Origin of the sequence: Streptomyces sp. Pv4-95, assembly GCF_045782725.1 — a bacterium.
In the GTDB taxonomy this organism is placed as follows: domain Bacteria; phylum Actinomycetota; class Actinomycetes; order Streptomycetales; family Streptomycetaceae; genus Streptomyces.
Genome location: NZ_CP127172.1, coordinates 6,967,884 through 6,986,561, shown reverse-complemented (window position 1 = coordinate 6,986,561; position 18,678 = coordinate 6,967,884). Strand labels below are relative to the sequence as shown.

Genomic DNA, 18,678 nt, shown 5'->3' with positions numbered 1-18,678 from the left:
GTACGCGGTGCGTGCGGCACTGCTCCGGCCGCCCCTGGATTCTGTAACTACTGGTATGTACAGTGCCCTCATGGACACACGGGAACGGCTGGTGCGCAGCACCCAGGAGCTGTTGTGGGAGCGGGGTTACGTCGGCACCAGCCCCAAGGCGATCCTGGAGCGCGCGGGCGTCGGCCAGGGCAGCATGTACCACCACTTCGCGGGCAAGTCCGACCTCGCGCTCGCGGCGATCCGGCGCAGCGCCGAGGAGCTGAGGGCCGCCGCCGAGGAGTGCCTCTCCGGCCCCGGGACGGCGTACGACCGGGTGGCGGCCTACCTGCTGCGTGAGCGGCGGGTGCTGCGCGGCTGCCCCATCGGCCGGATGACGCAGGACCGCGACGTGGCGGAGAGTCCCGAGCTGCGGCAGCCCCTGGACGAGATGTTCGACTGGCTCCGGGCGCGGCTCGCCGAGGTGCTCGCCGACGGCCGACGGCGCGGCGAACTGGCCGCGGACCTCGACCCCGTGGCCACCGCGGCGACCGTCGCGGCGGTCGTCCAGGGCGGCTATGTGCTGGCGCGGGCGGCCGATGACACCGCCCCGTTCGATGCCGCCGTCCAGGGCGCGCTGGCGCTGCTCGCCGCCCGAGCCACGCCCGGAGGGGCGACCACACCCTCACCGCCCACCTCCGGCTGAGCCGGCTTCTCTGTCCTGTCGGCGCCAACGTCGGCTGTCCGGCGTGGAGTTGGAGCCGAGACGCGATTGCCCGGTGGCCTGCCACCGGACCGCGCGGCCCCGGCCGAACCCGCCGGCCGTACAGCTACACCGCCGAAGCCGAACCCGTCCCGATCGGAGCCCGCCGTGCACGCCATGCGCTACGCCATCACCCTGCCCGCCGACTACGACATGGAGATCATCCGGCACCGCGTGAAATCCAGGGGACACCTGCTGGACGACTTCGAGGGGCTCGGCCTGAAGGGCTACGGAATCCGCGAGCGCGGGATCGACGGGTCGCCCGTCAACCAGTACGCGCCGTTCTATCTCTGGGCCGATCCGCAGGCCATGAGCCGCTTCCTGGCCGGTGACGGATTCCGCGGGGTGATCCGGGACTTCGGGCGCCCGGCCGTCCAGCACTGGCAGGGCCTGTTCCACTGTCCGGGCCCGGCCGCCGGCACCCTTCCGGCCGCTTTCTCCCTCCGGACCGAGACCGTCCCCGAGAGCGCGGACCCGGCCACCGTGCTCACCGAAGCGGTGGCCCGGCACGAGGAACTCGCCACCGCGGACGGTGTGCACTCCACCGCACTGGGCCTCGACCCCCGGCACTGGGAGTTGGTCCACTTCACCCTCTGGGCGGACGCCGTACCCGCCGCCGCGGGCGACCGCTACCAGGTGCTGCACCTGTCGGCGCCGGGCACCGGCCGGCTGGGCGCGGGACGGCAGTGGTGACCCCGGAGCGGGACTCGCCGGACGCGGCGCCGGGCCGCGTCTCCCGGACGGTCCGCACCGTGCTCGGCGACATCGCCCCCGACGCCCTCGGCATCTGCGACGCGCACGACCATCTCTTCCTCCGCAGCCCCCAGCTACCCGGCCAGGAGCTGGCCGACGCCCGGCTCGCGGCCGCGGAGCTGGCCGCCTTCCGCGCGGCGGGCGGCGCCGCGGTGATCCAGTGGACGCCGTACGGAATGGGGCGCCATGCGTCCGAACTGCCCTCGCTGGCAAGGGATTCGGGGGTGCATCTGGTCGCGGCGACCGGGCTGCACCAAGCGGCGCACTACACCCCCGGGCTTCTGGAGAAGGCCGGGGCGGACCTGGCGGGGCTGTTCGTCCGGGAGCTGACGGAGGGAATCGGCGGCGCGGGGCCGCGCGCGGGGATGATCAAGGTGGCGGGCGGCTTCCACGGCCTGGACCGGCACGCCCGGCACACCATGGCCGCGGCCGCCGAGGCCCAGCACGCCACCGGGGCGGCCATCGGCGTCCACCTGGAGCTGGGAACCGGCGCGCCGGAGGTACTCGACCTGCTGTGCGGGGAGTTGGATGTCCCGCCGGACCGGGTGATCCTCGGTCACCTCAACCGTTCGCCTGACCCGGCCGTGCACCGGATGGCGGCCGAGGCGGGCGCGTACCTGGCCTTCGACGGCCCTTCGCGCGCCCATCACGCGACCGACTGGCGGCTGCCCGACGCGCTGGCCGCCCTCGCCGACGCGGGGCACGGCGACCGCGTCCTGCTCGGCGGCGACACCACGACGGCCGGTGCCAGGTCGGTGAACGGCGGCCCCGGCATGCCCTATCTGCTGCGCGGGCACCGCCGACGCCTCGCACTCGCCCTGGGCGAGGAGAGGGTGACGCGCTTCCTGACGGTCAACCCAGCACGCGCCTTCGCCGCCGAGTGGGGACGGACACACGGCCCCTCTTGACGAGGCCGGTCCGGGTCACCCTGAGGGGCGCACGTCCGGGTGCCGCTCAGAGGCTGACGGAGATCCCCACGTGCGGCCGCTTGCCCCCGCGCAGCAGCGCGCCACCGGTGTCCATCAGGCGGAACCGCAGCCCGTATTTGCGCGCCATCGCCTTGCGCACGCGGCCGAGTTCGGCCTTGCCCTCCAGCAGCCGGGCGGTGCCCTCCGCGGTCACGGCGCCCTCGTCGATCCGGCCGCGGACGTCGCACGGGGTGACGGTCGCGCGGGAGTCGTTGCGCAGCCGCTTGACCTTCCAGCTGTCGTCCCGCGTCCAGACCAGCAACTCCTCCCCTTCGGCAACCGCCCAGACCGGGGTGGCCACCGACGTGCCGTTCTTACGGAAGGTGACCAGGCTGACGTAGGGGCTGCGGGCGATCGCTTCGGGAATCATGGCCGCAGCCTAGAGGGAGTCGCAGGCGACCGACGCCCCCTGGTGCCCGCAGTTGCCGGCGCCCGCCCGTCCGGCGACCCGGCGCCTGCTGGGCGCGCGGTGCCGTGCCCGTGCCGTACCGGACGCCAACGGCGGGGCGGGAGTTCGGCGGAACCCCTGGGTCGGCCGGCTCCTGCCCGCGGCCCCGGGCACGCCGCGGCCGGCTACCGCTCGACGACCACCAGCGGATCGTCGAGCACCGGCTGCCAGGCCAGCTCCGCGGCCCCGACGAGGCTGTTGTGGTCCAGGCTGCACGGCAGGATCGGCACACCGCCGCTGCGCCCCCACAGGCTGCGGTCGGCGACCACCGCCCGGAGCCGGTCCGGGTCGGCCTCCAGCAAGGAGCGGTGCAGCCCGCCGAGGATGATCCGGTCGGGGTTGAGGATGTTGACGAGGCCGGCGATGCCCAGTCCGAGCCGGTCGATGAGGAGGTCGGCGGCGCCGCGTACGGCCGGGTCGGCGTACTCGTGCCGCAGCAGATCGACGGCCTGCTGGAGCAGGGAGACCTCCGGGCCCGCCTCGCGGCCGGCGGCGCCGAGGAAGGCGAGCGGGTCCGCCTCGACGTCCAGGCAGCCGCGGCTGCCGCAGTGGCAGGGCGCGCCCTCGGGGTGGACGGTCAGATGGCCGACCTCCAGCGCGAGGCCGGAACTGCCGCTGTGCAGACGCCCGTCCAGCACCAGCGCCCCGCCGACCCCGCGGTGCCCGGACGCCACGCAGAGCAGGTCGCGGGCGCCGCGGCCGGCGCCGTGGCGGTGCTCGGCGAGCGCCATGAGGTTGACATCGTTGCCCGTGAAGCCGATCCGCTCGGTCACGCCGGGGATGCCCGCGTCGGCGAGGGAGCGCAGGAAGAGTTCACGTACCGGGGCGCCCGAGGGCCAGGCGAGGTGCAGCGGGTTGAGGGCCTCGCCGTCCGGTTCCGCGACCGCGGAGGGCACCGCGAGACCCGCGCCGAGGCAGCGCCGGCCGGTCTCGCGCAGCAGCCGCGACCCGGTCGCGACGACGTCGGAGAGGACGTGCGCGGGGTCGGCGGGGATGGCGCCACGGCCGGTCGCGGTCGCCGCGATCCGCCCCCCGAGGCCGACCAGGGCGACGCGGTAGCCGTCGGCGTGGATCTGCGCGGCGAGCACGACGGGGCCGCGCTCGTCGATGAACAGCCGGTGGGAGGGGCGCCCTTGGGAGCCGGCGATGGCGGTCGGCCGTGAGTCGACGGTGATCAGGCCGAGCGCTTCGAGTTCGGCGGCCACCGCTCCGGCCGTCGCGCGGGTCACGCCGAGTTCGGAGGTGAGGACCGCGCGGGTGGGCGCGCGTTGGGTGTGTACGAGCTCCAGTGCGGGTCCGAGGGCGCCACGGCCCCGCTCCAGCTTGGTTGTCCGAGTCTGGGTCACGGCTCTATTCTGACTTTGTGCCACTGCTGAACAAAACACGGAGTGCTCTTTTCCGTGCCGGACCCCAGCATGCCACCGATCCGCGGCTGGTCCGGCTCCGCATCGCGATCACCGCGTTCTTCGCGGTGGACGGCTTCCTCTTCGCCGGATGGGTCGTCCGCATTCCGGCGATCAAGGCGCAGACGGGCGCCGGCGCGAACACCCTCGGGCTCGCGCTGCTCGGCGTATCGGCGGGCGCGGTCGCCTTCATGCTGCTCACGGGACGGTTGTGCCGCCGGTTCGGCAGTCATGCCGTGACCATCGCCTCGGCCGCGGCCCTGTCGCTGAGCATCGCGCTGCCCCCGCTCACCCACTCGGCGACCGCGCTGGGACTGGTGCTGCTGGTCTTCGGCGCCGCCTACGGCTCGCTCAACGTCGCGATGAACAGTGCCGCCGTCGATCTGATCGCCGCGCTGCGGCGCCCCGTGATGCCGAGCTTCCACGCCGCCTTCAGCCTCGGCGGCATGCTCGGCGCGGGGCTGGGCGGGCTGATCGCCGGCGGGGTGTCCCCCACCGTCCATCTGCTGCTGCTCGCGGTGACCGGACTGCTGGTGACGGCTCTCGCCGGTCGCGCGCTGCACGCCCACCCGGCACCGGCCGTCCCGGAGCGGCTGCCCGCCGAGGACCGCGGCGCCGGTGCCGGGCCCGAGGGGAGCGGCCGCTCGCGCCGTCGTACGGGACGGCTCTCCGGCCCCGTCCTCGGGTTCGGGCTGCTCGCGCTGTGCACGGCGTACGGAGAGGGCGCGATGGCCGACTGGGGCGCGCTGCACCTGTCGGAGGATCTGCACGCCGGGCCCGGCCTCGCGGCCGCGGGCTATGCCGTGTTCGCGCTGGCGATGACCATCGGGCGGCTGTCGGGAACGTCGGTGGTCCAGCGCTTCGGGCCGGCCCGCGCGCTGATCGCAGGCGGTACGACGGCGACCGCCGGCATGCTGCTGGGAGCGTGGGCACCCACCGCCTGGGCGGCCTGCGCCGGGTTCGCGATCACCGGCCTGGGGCTGGCGAACATCTTCCCCGTCGCCATCGCGCGGGCGGGCGAGGCCGGCGGCCCGCAGGGCGTCGCCGTGGCATCCACCGTCGGGTACGGCGGCATGCTGCTCGGCCCGCCCGCCATCGGCTTCCTGGCCGAGGCGTTCACCCTCCCCTCGGCCCTGACGTCCGTGGCGGTGCTCTCCGCGGTCGCGGTGCTTCTCTCGTATACGACCCGTGGGGCGCACCACACCGGGCGGGGGTGATTCGCGGGCCGGCCCGGGGGTACGCGCACCGTACGTCCGTACGCAGGATGATCCCGGCGTACGGCGTGGCCGACGGAGGGGGCAGCGCGATGGAAGAGGACTCGCCCGGGACCACGGGGGCCGCGGCATCGCCCGACGGCCGGAGCGCGCTGCGCCGGGTGGCACGCCTGACGTTCGGCAACCCGGTATCGCTCGGATATCTCGCGCTGGTGCTCGCCGCGGTGGGCTTCGCGGTGCTCGACGGTCTGGTCACGGAGCCTGCCGACGCCTCCTTCTCCGGCATCTGGGCACTCCTGCTCACCGCGCCGACGATCTTCCCGCTGTGGCTCGCCGGCGACGCGCTCTGGGGCGGATCCGGGGCCCCTGACGCCTACTTGACGGCCGCGGCCGTCCTTGCGGCCCTGGTCAACGCCCTGCTGCTGGGGCTGGCCCACCGTGCGCTGCGGGGCCCGAGGAGGTCCGCTGTCGGTACCGGCTGGCACACTCGTCGGCATGGAGATCACTGAGTTCGTCGAAAGTCTGCGGCTGGACGGTGGGCTGCTCGCCGACGCAGCACAAGAGGCCGGGGCCGGGGCCCGGATTCCGGCGTGTCCGGAGTGGCAGATGCGGGACCTGGTCACCCATGTCGGGCAGATCCATCGCTGGGCGACGGAGTTCGTCACCAAGGGCATCCAGCAGCCCGAGCGGCCGGTCGAGGCCCCCGCGATGGACGACGAAGAGCTCGTGAGCTGGCTGCGCGAAGGCCATCACCACCTCGTGCTGGCACTGGACTCCGCCCCCGCGGACCTGACGGCCTGGACGTTCCTGGACGCCCCCTCCCCGCTGGCGTTCTGGGCGCGGCGGCAGGCGCACGAGACCTCGGTGCACCGCGTCGACGCCCAGCAGGCGGCCGGCGCCTCCCTCACCCCCCTGCCGTCCGCCTTCGCGGTCGACGGCATCGACGAGCTGCTGTCCGGCTTCCACTCCCGGGACCGCAGCCGGGTCCGTACGGAGGTGCCCCGGACCCTTCGGGTGCGCGCGACGGACAAGGCCGGAGCGGAGTGGACGGTGCACCTCTCCCAGGCGCCGCCGCGCACGGTGCGCACGGCCGTCGACGCCGAGCGGGGCGAGGCCGGGCCCCCGGCGGACTGCACGATCGAGGGGCCGGCCGAGGAGCTGTATCTGGCGCTGTGGAACCGCCTGCCGTGGGACACCCTGAAGATCACCGGCGATGACGCTCCGGCCCTGCTGTGGCAGGAGCGCGGCAGCATCTGAGGTGCCGGACGTCGCGGGCGCGGACACACCAGGGTGTGTCCGCGCCCGCGACGTCGTTCGCGCCGTCCGCGCACACCCATTGACACCGCTCTCGCCACGTCATTACGGTCACGCCACCATTTCGAACGAGTGACGAAATATCGAACACGGCGAAGGGTCAATTCCCGTGCGCATCACGCGAATCAGCACGCATGTCGTCGGCACCCCCTGGCGCAATCTCACCTATGTGCAGGTCCATACCGACGAAGGACTCACCGGCGTCGGCGAGACCCGGATGCTCGGCCGCACGGACGCGTTGGTGGGCTATCTGCGCGAGGCGGAGGCCCATCACATCGCGGGCTCCGACCCGTTCGCGGTCGAGGACCTCGTACGCCGGATGAAGTACGGCGACTACGGCAGGGCCGGCGAGATCGTGATGTCCGGCATCGCATGCATCGAGATGGCCTGCTGGGACATCAAGGGCAAGGCCCTCGGGGTGCCGGTGTGGCAGCTGCTCGGCGGCCGGGTGACCGACCGCGTCAAGGCGTACGCCAACGGCTGGTACACCACCGAGCGCACCCCCGAGGCGTATCACCGCGCCGCCCGCACGGTGGTGGACAGCGGCTATCAGGCCCTGAAGATCGACCCGTTCGGCACCGGGCACTTCGAACTGGACCACGCCGCGACCCGTTATGCGGTCTCCCTCATCGAGGCCGTCCGGGACGCGATCGGCCCGGAGCGGGAACTGATGCTGGAGATGCACGGCCGGTTCAGCCCGTCCACCGCGGTGCGGCTGGCGCACGAGATGGCGCCCTTCCGGCCCGCGTGGCTGGAGGAGCCGGTGCCGCCGGAGAACCTCAAGGCGCTGGCCAAGGTCGCCGGGAAGGTGGATCTTCCGCTGGCGACCGGCGAGCGCATCCACGACCGGACCGAATTCCGGGAGCTGTTCGAGTCGCAGGCCGCGGACATCATCCAGCCGGACCTCGGGCACATCGGCGGCATCCTGGAGACCCGCAAGCTCGCCGCCACCGCCGAGACGCACTACATGATGGTGGCGCCGCACAACGTCGGCGGCTCGGTGCTGACCGCGGCCTCGCTCCAACTCGCGGGCTGCACACCGAACTTCAAGATCCTGGAGCACTTCAACGACTTCGCCGACGCGGAGATCAAGAAGGTGGTCAAGGGCGCGCCCGAGGTGGTGGACGGCTATTTCCCGCTGTCGGACGCACCGGGCCTCGGCGTGGAGCTGGACACCGACGCGGCGGCCGAATTCCCGCAGCAGGCGGCCCGCTTCGATCTCTGGGCCGAGGGCTGGGAGCAGCGCGACCCCGACCGGAAGCGGTCATGAGGCGCCCCCGGCCCGCCGGCCCGGGCCCCCGCGGGACGGTGGCGGCATGACAGCTCCTTCCCGCCTCTCCCGTCTCTCCCGCGCCGTCGTCCTCGACGGCCCCGGGCAGCACCGGCTGGTGTCCGGCCCGGCGCGCGAGCCCGGCGTGGACGAGGCCCGGGTGCTGGTGTCGGCCGCGGGCATCTGCGGCAGCGACCGCGAGGTGTACGACGGGACGCGGCCGGCCGGCTATGTCCGCTACCCCGTGACGCCCGGCCACGAGTGGTCCGGCACGGTGGAGGCGGTCGGCCCCGGCGTCGATCCGGCCCTGGTGGGCCGCAAGGTCGTCGGCGAAGGCTTCCGCAACTGCCGGACCTGCGACCGCTGCCGGGCCGGCGACACCTCCCTGTGCACCGCGGGCTACTCCGAGACCGGATTCACCGAGCCCGGCGGCTTCGCCGACACCTTGGTGCTGCCCGCCCGTCTGCTGCACCCGCTGCGCGCCGACGCCGACCTGCGGGCCGCGGCGCTCCTGGAGCCGGCCGCCGTGGCCGCCTCTGCTGCGCTCATGGGCAACGCACTGCCCGGCGAGCGGGTCGCGGTGGTGGGCGCGGGGACGCTCGGGCTGCTCGCCGTCCAGTTGCTGGCGGCCGCCTCCCCGTCGGAACTGGTCGTCGTCGATCCCCGTACGGGCCGCGCCGAGCAGGCTCTGACGATGGGCGCGACGCAGATCCACACCCCCGCGGACGACCGGCTGCCGTCCGGGTTCGACCTGGTGGTGGAGACGGCCGGCGCGCAGGGCAGTGCCGCCGCCTCGGCGCTGATGGCCCGGCGTGGCGGCCGCGTCGTCCTCGTCGGACTGCCCGCGCCCGGTGCGCGGGGCATCGACCCCATCCATCTCGCGATGAGCCAGATCACCGTGCACAGCGTGTTCGGCGCACCGTCCGCCGCGTGGACGCACGCCGTGCGCGCCTTCGACGCGGGGCTGCTGGACCCGGCCCCGCTGATCACCCACGCCTTTCCGCTGGTGGAGTACGCCACGGCCGTCGCCCTGGTGGGCGGCGATGACCCGTCCGTCGGCAAGGTCCTCCTGGAGCCCGGCAGCGCCGGGGGCTGACCGGCCGCACCCGGCCCGCGGCCGCCGTCAGCATGCACGAAACACCGAACGACGTACGAAATATCGAACGCTGTTACCGAACGACTCTCCCGGCACGTCCCCGGACGATCCGTGGCGATCCCAGCCTCCCGAGGAGCTCCATGCCCATGCCCTCCCCTTCCACCGCGCCCGGGCCCGCCGCAGGCACCGGTCCCCGGCATCCCGCCGCCCACGTCCTCGCCCCGCTCGGGCATGCCGCGCCCGCCGACGATCCGGCCGACACCTCCCCTTACGCCTTCCCCGACGGCGGGACCTGGCGCACCGAAGTCCCCTCCGTGGAAGGGCCCGAGGCGCTGGCCGCCGTCTTCAAGGAGGCCGGGCGGCTGGAGGTACCGATCCACCGCGTCAGCCAGGGCAGCGGCGTCTGGATGCTCGGCGACGCGGAGATCACGGAGATGGTGGAGTCCTGTGCGGAACGGGACACCGAGCTGTGCCTGTTCACAGGCCCGCGCGGCACCTGGGACATCGGAGGGGCCACCCGCTCCGACTCCGGCGGCGGAGGACTGCGCGCCCGGGGGCAGGAAGCCGTCGCCGGCTGTGTGGAGGACGCGCTGCGCGCCGTCGAACTCGGCGTCCGCTGCCTGCTCGTCGCCGACGAGGGTGTGCTGTGGCTGCTGCACCGGCTGCGGGCCGAGGGCGCCCTCCCCGCCGACACCACCCTCAAGGTGTCCGCGCTGATCGGGCCGGTCAACCCCGCCGCGTACGAGGTCTACGAGCGCCTGGGCGCGGACTCCGTCAACGTCCCCTCGGACCTCACCCTCGACCATCTGACGCAGATCCGGCGGGTCTCGCGTGCACCGATGGACTTCTACATCGAGGCGCCGGACGACCTCGGCGGCTACATCCGCATGTACGACGCCGCGCAGCTCATCCGGCGCGGCGCGCCCCTCTACCTCAAGTTCGGTCTGAGCCGCTCCCCCGGCATCTACCCCTACGGCGCGCAGCTGCGCGAGACGGCGCTGAACAGCGCACGCGAGCGGGTGCGGCGCGGCCGGCTGGTGCTCGACCTGCTGGCCCGGCTGGGCGCGGACGGCGGGATGTCGCCACCGGGGTCCCGGCTGCCCGGTGAGCTGCGCCGGTTCCCGCTTCCCGAGAGGACCAACTGACCATGGCTGTGCACAGAGTTCACCGTGTCCCCGCCGTCGCCCTGGCGGCCGCGCTCGCCCTTTCGGCGACCGCATGCGGCCAGGAGGCCAAGGGCGGCAGCCGCTACCGGCCCGGCGGCGGCGGAGGCGGCACCATCGGCATCGCCATGCCCACCAAGTCCTCCGAACGCTGGATAGCCGACGGCAGGAACATGGCCCGGCAGTTCGAGGCGAAGGGCTACAAGGCGGATCTGCAGTACGGCGACGACAAGGTCGAGAACCAGGTCGCCCAGCTGGAGAACATGATCGCCAAGGGCCACCGGCTGCTGGTCGTGGCCGCGATCGACGGCTCCGCGCTCACCGATGTGCTGCGCCGCGCCGAAGAGGCCGGCGTCCGCGTCATCTCCTACGACCGCCTCATCCTCGGCACCCCGAACGTCGACTACTACGCGTCCTTCGACAACGAGCGCGTCGGGCGGCTGCAAGGCCAGTACATCGTCGACGCGTTGCACCTGGACGAGGAGAAGGACGACAAGTTCAGCATCGAGCTGTTCGCCGGGTCGCCCGACGACAACAACACCAAGTACTTCTGGAGCGGCGCGATGGCCGTCCTCAAGCCGTACTTCGACCGCGGTCAGCTGACCGTCCGCAGCGGGCAGCGGAAGATGAACCAGGCCACCACACTGCGCTGGGACGGCGGTACCGCGCAGAAGCGGATGGACGACCTGCTCAGCAAGAACTACGGCGATGCGCGGGTGGACGCCGTGCTCTCCCCGTACGACGGCATCTCCATCGGCGTGATCTCCGCCCTCAAGAGCGTCGGCTACGGGTCGGCGGACAAGCCCTTTCCGGTGGTCACCGGCCAGGACGCGGAGCTGGCGTCCATCAAGTCCATCCGCGCCGGGCAGCAGACCCAGACCGTCTACAAGGACACCCGCAAACTGGCCCGGCAGGCCGTCCGGATGGCCGACGCGGTGCTGCACCGCAAGAAGCCGAAGGTCAACGACACCACGACCTACGACAACGGCTCCCGGGTGATCCCCGCCTTCCTCCTCGACCCGGTCAGCATCGACCGGAGGAACACCGAACTCCTGGTCAAGGAGGGCTACTTCAAGGCGGGTGAGCTGAAGTGACCGGCGAGAGGGGCGAGAGGGGCGAGAGGGGCGACGTCGCCGGCGAGACGGCGGGCCCGGTGCTCGAAATGCTCGGCATCACCAAGAGCTTCGCCGGGGTCACCGCGCTGTCCGACGTGCGGCTGTCCGTGCGCGCCGGGGAGATCCACGCCATCTGCGGCGAGAACGGCGCGGGCAAGTCGACGCTGATGAAGGTGCTCAGCGGGGTGCACCCGCACGGGAGCTACCAGGGCGAGATCCTCTTCGAGGGCGAGCGCTGCGCGTTCAAGGACATCCGGGCGAGCGAGCAGCGCGGCATCGTCATCATCCACCAGGAACTGGCGCTGGTTCCCTATCTGTCGTTGGCCGAGAACATCTTCCTCGGCAACGAGCGCTCCCGCCGTGGCGTCATCAGCTGGAGCGAGACGCTGCGGCACGCCTCGGCGCTGCTCAAACGGGTCGGTCTGCACGAGACGCCGCAGACCCGGGTCGCCGATATCGGGGTCGGCAAGCAGCAGTTGGTGGAGATCGCCAAGGCGCTCTCCAAGGAGGTGCGGCTGCTGATCCTCGACGAGCCCACGGCCGCCCTCAACGACGAGGACAGCGAGCATCTCCTCGATCTCATCCTGGAGCTGCGTGCGCAGGGCATCGCCTGCATCCTCATCTCCCACAAGCTCGGGGAGATCCGGCGGGTCGCCGACTCCGTCACCGTCCTGCGCGACGGACGGGCCGTCGAGACGCTGACCGTCCGCGACGATCCGGACGCCGCACCGGAGGTCTCCGAGGACCGCATCATCCGCGGCATGGTCGGCCGGGACCTCGACCAGCGCTTTCCCGACCGCACCCGCTACGAGGGCGCGGACGCCGGCGAGCGGGCGCTCGCGGTGTCCGGCTGGACCGTGCGCCACCCCATCGACCAGCAGCGCAAGGTCGTCGACGACGTCTCTCTCGAGGTGCGGCGCGGCGAGATCGTGGGCATCGCGGGCCTGATGGGAGCGGGCCGCACGGAGCTGGCGATGAGCGTGTTCGGCCGCTCCTACGGGCGCTACGCGGGCGGGACCATGCACATCGGCGGACGCGAGGTGGCGCCCCGGTCCGTCCCCGAGGCGGTGGCGCACGGCATCGCGTATGTCACCGAGGACCGCAAGACGTACGGGCTGAACCTCATCGACACCGTCCACCGCAACATCTCGCTCGCCTCTCTGCCGACGATGGCCCGGCACGGCATCGTGGACCAGCACGAGGAGCGGCGGGTCGCCGAGCGCTACCGCCGCTCGTTGAACATCAAGACACCCACCGTGCAGGAGCAGGTGGGGCGGCTCAGCGGCGGCAATCAGCAGAAGGTCGTGCTGGGCAAGTGGATCCACGCCGATCCCGACGTGCTGATTCTCGACGAACCGACGCGCGGCATCGACGTCGGCGCGAAGTACGAGATCTACACGGTGATCGACCAACTGGCCGCGCAGGGCAAGGCCGTGGTCTTCATCTCCTCCGAACTCCCCGAGCTGCTGGGCATGTGCGACCGCATCTACACCATGGCAGCCGGCCGGCTGACCGGCGAGATCGCGCGCGCGGACGCGACCCAGGAAGCACTGATGCGCCATATGACCATGGACAAGAGCTGAGGCCGCCCATGACGACCGCAACCGAACACTCCACCGGCTCCGCGCCGCCACCGCGCGCGAAGCGTCCTTCGACCGGGGCGCTGCTCCTGCACACCGTGCGGGCCAACATGCGGCAGTACGGCATGATCATCGCGCTGGCGCTGATCGTGGTGCTGTTCCAGATCTGGACCGACGGCACGTTGCTGCTGCCCAACAACGTCTCCAACATCGTCCAGCAGAACAGCTACATCCTGATCCTGGCCATGGGCATGATGATCGTCATCATCGCCGGGCACATCGATCTGTCCGTCGGCTCACTGGCCGCCTTCGTCGGCGCCGCGGCCGCCGTGATGATGGTCAGGCACGACATGCCCTGGGGCGTCGCCCTCGTGGTGTCGCTGCTGATCGGGGCGATCGCCGGGGCCTGGCAGGGCTTTTGGATCGCGTATGTGGGCATCCCGTCGTTCATCGTGACGCTGGCCGGGATGCTGCTGTTCCGCGGCGCGACCCAGATCATGCTGGAGGGCCAGTCGCTCGCGCCGTTCCCCGGCGGCTTCCAGGACATCGCGCAGGGCTTCCTGCCCGAGATGGGGCCCTACACCCAGTATCACAACCCGACGCTGGTCATCGGCCTGCTGGTGATCGCCTTCGTCCTCCTCCAGGAGTGGCGCGACCGGCGCAGGCAGCTGGCCTACGAGCTGGACGTGCTGCCGTTCAACCTCTGGCTGCTCAAGTGCGTGGCGATCGTGGCCGCGGTGGTCGCCTTCACGCTGACGCTCGCCAGCTACCACGGGGTGCCGGTGGTCCTGCTCATCATGTGCGCGCTGCTGATCGTCCTGGGCTTCGTGATGCGCAACGCCGTCGTGGGCCGGCACGTCTACGCGCTGGGCGGCAACAAGGCGGCCGCCAAGCTGTCGGGCGTCAAGGACCGCCGGGTCACCTTCTGGGTGTTCGTCACCATGGGCACCCTGGCGGCGCTGGCCGGCTGTGTGTACGCGGCCCGGCTCAACGCCGGTACGCCCCAGGCGGGCATCAACTTCGAACTGGAGGCGATCGCCGCGGCGTTCATCGGCGGCGCCTCGATGAGCGGTGGCGTCGGCACCGTCCTGGGCGCCATCATCGGCGCCCTGGTGCTGGGCGTCCTCAACAACGGGATGTCGCTGGTCGGCATCGGCACCGACTACCAGCAGGTCATCAAGGGCCTGGTGCTGCTTGCCGCGGTCGGCTTCGACGTCTGGAACAAGAGGCGCGTCGGTTCCTGAGCGGAGGGTGCCGCCCAAGGGTGGCGGCAGCCCGCCCAAGAGCGGGCCACCCGGCCGTGGCCGCGGGAGTCCCCCGCGGCCACGGCTTCGCGCGGGCATCCGGCCTTCCCTCACGGCCGGATGCCCGGCGTCTCGCTCTCGGTTGCCGCTTGCCCGCACATACCGTTCGTGATCTCGAACAACGATCGGACCTCCGGCCGTGAAAACCGGCGCCAACTGATGCGCCGTCAGCACTTCGTACCGAATCCGCGCGCCGGCCGCCCGATCAGGTCGAGCGCCCCGCTCTCGCCCACGCACCGGCCCGTTCGGGAAGCGACCGGAGCCGCGGCGGGGTCACCCGGCGAACGCCGGCTGGGGCAGCCCCTCACCCGCTGCCGGAAGCACCAGCAGCGCCCCCGCCGCGCCGCCGGGCGCCACTCCCTCGCTCGCCGAGGTGACATAGAGGTCCGTCAGACCCCGGCCGCCGAACGCACAGGCCGTGGGCCGCCGTACCGGCAGGTCCACCACCCGGTCGAGCCGCCCGTCGGGGGCGTAGCGGCGCAGCGCGGCACCGTCCCACAGCGCCACCCAGACACAGCCCGCCGCGTCGACGGTCAGCCCGTCCGGGAAGCCGGCCCCCTCCTCGACGGTGACGAACGGACGACGGCCGGCCACCTCGCCATCCGGCCCGACGTCGAAGACATCCACCCGACGGGTCGGGCTGTCGATGTAGTACATGCGCCCGCCGTCCGGGCTCCAGCCGATGCCGTTGCTGACGGTGACGCCGGTGAGCTGCGGCGTGGCCCGGCCGTCCGGCGCGACGCGGATCAGCGTGCCGCCGCCCGGCGCCTCGTCGTAGCGCATCGTGCCCGCCCAGAGCGACCCGTCGGGGGCGACACCGGCATCGTTGCCACGGCGGCCGGGCACGACCTCCCGGTGCAGCCAGCTCAGCGCGCCGTCGGCGTCGTAACAGGCCACGCCGTCGCGGAGGTTGACCACCAGGCCGCCGCCCGCACGCGGCTTCGCGGCGCCGACGTGCTGCTCGGTGGCCAGTACCGTGCGGCGGCCGGTGGCCGGGTCGAAGGTGTGGACCCGGGAGGCGAGTATGTCCACCCAGATCAGCCTCCGGGCCGATGCGTCCCAGGTCGGCCCCTCCCCCAGGCGCGCCCCGGCTGCCAGCGCCACCTCCCACGGCCTCACCGCCGACCCCGGTGCCCGAGCGCCTCGGAGAGCAGCCCGGCGCCCTTCACCGTCAGCTCCTCCAGCTCCGTCCGCCGCTCCTCGCTCCAGCGCACCACCGGTACGGAGATGCTGAGCGCCGCCACGACCCGCCCCGCGGAGTCCTTCACGGGGGCCGCCACGCAGCTCACATCGGCGTTGGACTCGCGCTGTTCCACGGCGATTCCGCGCTCGCGGACCTCGGCGAGATGCCGGCGCAGAGTTGCGGGGTCGGTGATGCTGTTCTCCGTCATGGCGGCCAGCTCGGCGCCGTCCGGGATCCGGGCGGCCAGTTCGTCCTCCGGCAGCGAGGCCAGCAGCATCTTGCCGACGGAGGTGCAGTGCGCGGGCAGCCGGCGGCCGGCGGCCGAGACCATGCGGACCGCGTGCGTGGAGTCCACCTTCGCGACGTAGATGACGTCGGCGCCTTCGAGGAGCGCGACATGCACCGTCTCGTCGCAGGTCTCGGCGACCGAACGCGCCACCCGCTGCCCCTCGGCGGCGAGGTCGAGCTGCTCGGCGTAGCGGCTGCCGAGCTGATAGGCGCGGACCCCCAGCCGGTAGCGTCCGGGCTGCTGCGGGACGGGCACCAGGTAGGTGCGAGCGGTGAGGGTGGACACCAGCTCGTGCACGGTGGTGCGGGGCAGTTGCAGCTTGCGGGTGATCTCCGGGGCGGACAGTGTCCCGTCGCCCTCCAGGAACAGTTCGAGCACGTCCAGGGCCCGGGTCACCGCGGGTACCAGTCGTCCCATGTGCGTCCCCCTCCTTCGTTCGGTAGGCCGCTCGTTGGCCGAAATAACGAACACAGGCTAGGTTTGCGCCACTTCCCCTGGCAATGGGTGTGCACGGGGCAGACTTGCGGCATGTCACCCACGCGCAGCCGGTCCGAGAAGGACGCGCTCACCGTCGAGATCGTTTTCGCGCTGCTCAGCGGCGCCTTGGCGGGCGGCATCTGCTTCCTGGCGGTGGGCAGTCCGGCGCTCTGGGGCGGGCTGCCCACGCCCTGGAAAGGTCCATGGCTGACGGCGAGTGGCGTCCTCGGCGGTGCGGTGTGCGCCGTCCGCGTGGTGTGGGTGCTGCGGCGGGGTCAGCCCAGCCAGCCGGGGCGCACCAGCCCCGACTCGTAGGCCAGCACGACCAGTTGGGCGCGGTCGCGGGCGCCCAGCTTGACCATCGTGCGGCTGACGTGGGTCTTGGCGGTCAGTGGACTGACGACCAGCCGCCGGGCGATCTCCTCGTTGGACAGCCCGATGCCGACCAGCGCCATGACCTCGCGCTCCCGCTCCGTCAGCACGGACAGCGCGTCGGCCGCCGCCGGCTCCTTGGAGCGCGCCGCGAACTCGGCGATCAGCCGGCGGGTCACCCCGGGCGAGAGCAAGGCGTCACCGGCGACGACCGCGCGCACCGCCCGCACCAGCTCCTCCGGCTCGGTGTCCTTGACGAGGAAGCCCGACGCCCCGGAGCGGATCGCCTCGAAGACGTACTCGTCCAGCTCGAAGGTGGTCAGCATGACGACCCTCACGTCGGCGAGCCGCGGGTCCTCGGTGATGCGGCGGGTGGCGACCAGCCCGTCCACCACCGGCATCCGGATGTCCATCAGCACGATGTCCGGGCGGTGTTCGCGGACCGCGGCCAGCGCCTCCTGGCCGTCCGCCGCCTCGGCCACCACCTCGATCTCCGGCTGGGCGTCCAGCAGCACCTTGAATCCGGCGCGGACCAGCAGCTGGTCGTCGGCGAGCAGTACCCGGATCACGACTCCTCCTCGGCGGTCGGGGCCACCGTACCGGGATCCGCACCCCCGGGCGGACGCTCGGCCGGGGCGAGCGGAATCCGCGCCACGACCCGGAAGCCGCCGTCCGGGCGCGGGCCCGCCTCGACGGTTCCGCCGAGCGCCGCCGCCCGCTCCCGCATCCCGACGAGGCCGTTTCCGCCACCGGCAGGCTCCGCCGCCTCGGACGTCGCGGGCCCGTCGTCGTCGACCCGGATCTCCAGCTCCGACGGCGCATAGCCGAGCCGGACCCGGGCGGTGCGCGAGCCGGAGTGCCGGACGATGTTGGTGAGCGCCTCCTGGACGATGCGGAAGGCCGCGAGATCGGCTCCGGGCGGCAGGGCGACGCGGCGGCCCTCGGTGCGCACGCTCACGTCCAGGCCCGCTCCCGTGGCCTGCTCGGTGAGCTCGGGCAGGCGGTCCAGACCGGGCGCGGGGGCGCGCGGCGCCGCACCGCGGGCGCGCAGGGTGTCGAGAACCTGCCGTACCTCGCCGAGCGCTTCCTTGCTGGCGGACTTGATGGTGCTCAACGCGCTTCTGGCCTGCTCGGGGTCGCTGTCCAGGAGGGCGAGCCCCACACCCGCCTGGACGTTGATGACGGAGATGCTGTGGGCGAGGACGTCGTGCAGTTCACGGGCGATCCGCAGCCGTTCCTCATCGGCCCGGCGCCGTTCGGCGGCGGCCCGCTCGGCCCGTGCCCTCGCGAGCTGCTCACGGCGCACCCGCACCAGCTCGGAGACGGCCACCACCGCCACCACCAGCACGGCGATGAACAGTTCCTGACTCCACGGCGCAGGCCCCTCGTGCGGCGGCAGCCGGTGGTAGAGCCAGTGGGCGACGAGGAGATGACTGAGCCAGAGCCCGGCGACCGCGCTCCAGGCGACGACGCGGTACCCGGCGACGATCGCCGCGAAGGTCCCCAGCGCCACGAGGAGGAAGACCGGACCGTACGGAAAGCCCGCGGCGAAGTACACCGCCACGGACGCCGCGACGCCGAGGCAGACAGCGCGCGGGAAACGGTGGCGGAAGAGGAGCAGGGCCGCGCCCACGAACAGCAGGGCCCGCCCGAGGGAATCGAGCGGGACGCGATCGGGCTGGTTGCGCCCGGCGAAGCCGGAGCCGACCAGGACGAAGACCGTCACGGCGAGCGTCGAGAGCCAGGGCAGCCGGGTACCCGCCCAGCCTCTCGGTTCCTCATGGGCGGGCGAAGGCCACCGGCCCCGAAGCCGGCCGAGGCGGCGCCGCACCCACGGCGGCCGTGCGTTGTCCATGCCGGTAACGCTAGACCGCAACGGCCGCGGACGGCGTCCCCCCGACGCAGTGATCAGCCGTACTCCTGGGGGAGTAGGCGGGGATGGGAGGGGCGGGGCGGCGGATGGCTCGCTGGCCGGCTGGCGTCGTCAGCGGGCGCGGCG

19 protein-coding genes are annotated in these 18,678 nt (G+C 72.7%); 13 read left to right on the top strand and 6 right to left on the bottom strand.

Translation table 11 applies throughout. The features are described 5' to 3' along the window. Positions 1-70: 70 nt before the first annotated feature. The 3 genes from QOM21_RS30680 to QOM21_RS30670 all read left to right on the top strand — a co-directional run bounded on the left by QOM21_RS30680 (position 71) and on the right by QOM21_RS30670 (position 2,391). Positions 71-673: a TetR/AcrR family transcriptional regulator gene (locus QOM21_RS30680; protein ID WP_407554258.1), complete on the top strand. Its 603-nt coding sequence runs from the start codon at positions 71-73 to the stop codon at positions 671-673. 165 nt (positions 674-838) lie between these two features. Continuing rightward, positions 839-1,423 carry a DUF4865 family protein gene (locus tag QOM21_RS30675; RefSeq protein WP_407554257.1) on the top strand — a complete coding sequence of 195 codons (585 nt, stop codon included), beginning with the start codon at positions 839-841 and terminating at the stop codon, positions 1,421-1,423. Next, on the top strand, positions 1,420-2,391 hold the full coding sequence (locus tag QOM21_RS30670) for a phosphotriesterase (RefSeq protein WP_407554256.1): 972 nt from the start codon (positions 1,420-1,422) through the stop codon (positions 2,389-2,391). The genes QOM21_RS30675 and QOM21_RS30670 overlap by 4 nt, the downstream gene beginning before the upstream one ends. 46 nt (positions 2,392-2,437) lie before the next feature. Here the strand turns inward: QOM21_RS30670 and QOM21_RS30665 are convergent, their stop codons facing one another. Further along, positions 2,438-2,821, bottom strand: coding sequence for a PPOX class F420-dependent oxidoreductase (locus QOM21_RS30665; protein ID WP_407554255.1), 384 nt, complete (start codon positions 2,819-2,821; stop codon positions 2,438-2,440). A gap of 203 nt (positions 2,822-3,024) precedes the next feature. After that, positions 3,025-4,245, bottom strand: a complete 1,221-nt coding sequence (locus QOM21_RS30660; RefSeq protein WP_407554254.1) for an ROK family protein — start codon at positions 4,243-4,245, stop codon at positions 3,025-3,027. Between the two features lie 17 nt (positions 4,246-4,262). On the opposite strand from QOM21_RS30660, the gene QOM21_RS30655 reads away from it, so the two are divergent. The 9 genes from QOM21_RS30655 (at position 4,263) to mmsB (ending at position 14,298) form a co-directional block, all read left to right on the top strand. Continuing rightward, positions 4,263-5,519 carry an MFS transporter gene (locus QOM21_RS30655; protein ID WP_407554253.1) on the top strand — a complete coding sequence of 419 codons (1,257 nt, stop codon included), beginning with the start codon at positions 4,263-4,265 and terminating at the stop codon, positions 5,517-5,519. Between the two features lie 65 nt (positions 5,520-5,584). Beyond that, positions 5,585-6,025 (top strand): SCO4225 family membrane protein, encoded by a 441-nt coding sequence (locus tag QOM21_RS30650; RefSeq protein WP_407554252.1) that lies wholly within the window; start codon positions 5,585-5,587, stop codon positions 6,023-6,025. Further along, the gene (locus QOM21_RS30645; protein WP_407554251.1) at positions 6,012-6,773 is read left to right on the top strand and encodes a maleylpyruvate isomerase family mycothiol-dependent enzyme; all 762 of its coding nucleotides are present in this window, start codon (positions 6,012-6,014) and stop codon (positions 6,771-6,773) included. The genes QOM21_RS30650 and QOM21_RS30645 overlap by 14 nt, the downstream gene beginning before the upstream one ends. Positions 6,774-6,939: 166 nt before the next feature. Then, a complete protein-coding gene (locus QOM21_RS30640; protein WP_407554250.1) occupies positions 6,940-8,100 on the top strand; it encodes a mandelate racemase/muconate lactonizing enzyme family protein in 1,161 nt (386 codons plus the stop codon). Positions 8,101-8,146: 46 nt separating this feature from the next. Then, positions 8,147-9,196, top strand: a complete 1,050-nt coding sequence (locus QOM21_RS30635) for a zinc-binding dehydrogenase (protein ID WP_407554249.1) — start codon at positions 8,147-8,149, stop codon at positions 9,194-9,196. 146 nt (positions 9,197-9,342) lie between these two features. Next, positions 9,343-10,341 (top strand): hypothetical protein, encoded by a 999-nt coding sequence (locus QOM21_RS30630; protein WP_407554248.1) that lies wholly within the window; start codon positions 9,343-9,345, stop codon positions 10,339-10,341. Positions 10,342-10,343: 2 nt separating this feature from the next. Next, positions 10,344-11,453, top strand: a complete 1,110-nt coding sequence (gene chvE, locus QOM21_RS30625) for a multiple monosaccharide ABC transporter substrate-binding protein (RefSeq protein ID WP_407554247.1) — start codon at positions 10,344-10,346, stop codon at positions 11,451-11,453. A gap of 68 nt (positions 11,454-11,521) precedes the next feature. Then, positions 11,522-13,057: a multiple monosaccharide ABC transporter ATP-binding protein gene (gene mmsA / locus QOM21_RS30620; RefSeq protein ID WP_407555919.1), complete on the top strand. Its 1,536-nt coding sequence runs from the start codon at positions 11,522-11,524 to the stop codon at positions 13,055-13,057. An 8-nt stretch (positions 13,058-13,065) separates the two neighbouring features. After that, entirely contained in the window at positions 13,066-14,298 is a 1,233-nt protein-coding gene (mmsB, locus tag QOM21_RS30615; protein ID WP_407554246.1) for a multiple monosaccharide ABC transporter permease, read from the top strand. Positions 14,299-14,631: 333 nt separating this feature from the next. Here mmsB and QOM21_RS30610 read toward each other — a convergent pair whose 3' ends face one another. Next, positions 14,632-15,477, bottom strand: a complete 846-nt coding sequence (locus QOM21_RS30610; RefSeq protein WP_407554245.1) for an SMP-30/gluconolactonase/LRE family protein — start codon at positions 15,475-15,477, stop codon at positions 14,632-14,634. Continuing rightward, entirely contained in the window at positions 15,474-16,247 is a 774-nt protein-coding gene (locus QOM21_RS30605; protein WP_407554244.1) for an IclR family transcriptional regulator, read from the bottom strand. Before QOM21_RS30605 ends, QOM21_RS30610 begins: the two co-directional genes overlap by 4 nt. Positions 16,248-16,358: 111 nt before the next feature. Here QOM21_RS30605 and QOM21_RS30600 point away from each other — a divergent pair, with 111 nt between their 5' ends. Beyond that, positions 16,359-16,622, top strand: coding sequence for a DUF6332 family protein (locus tag QOM21_RS30600; protein WP_407554243.1), 264 nt, complete (start codon positions 16,359-16,361; stop codon positions 16,620-16,622). On the opposite strand, the gene QOM21_RS30595 is transcribed toward QOM21_RS30600, so the two are convergent. Both QOM21_RS30595 and QOM21_RS30590 read right to left on the bottom strand, forming a co-directional pair. Further along, positions 16,583-17,248 (bottom strand): response regulator, encoded by a 666-nt coding sequence (locus tag QOM21_RS30595; RefSeq protein ID WP_407554242.1) that lies wholly within the window; start codon positions 17,246-17,248, stop codon positions 16,583-16,585. The genes QOM21_RS30600 and QOM21_RS30595 overlap by 40 nt on opposite strands. Beyond that, positions 17,245-18,534, bottom strand: a complete 1,290-nt coding sequence (locus QOM21_RS30590) for a sensor histidine kinase (protein WP_407554241.1) — start codon at positions 18,532-18,534, stop codon at positions 17,245-17,247. The genes QOM21_RS30595 and QOM21_RS30590 overlap by 4 nt, the downstream gene beginning before the upstream one ends. Positions 18,535-18,678: the final 144 nt, after the last annotated feature.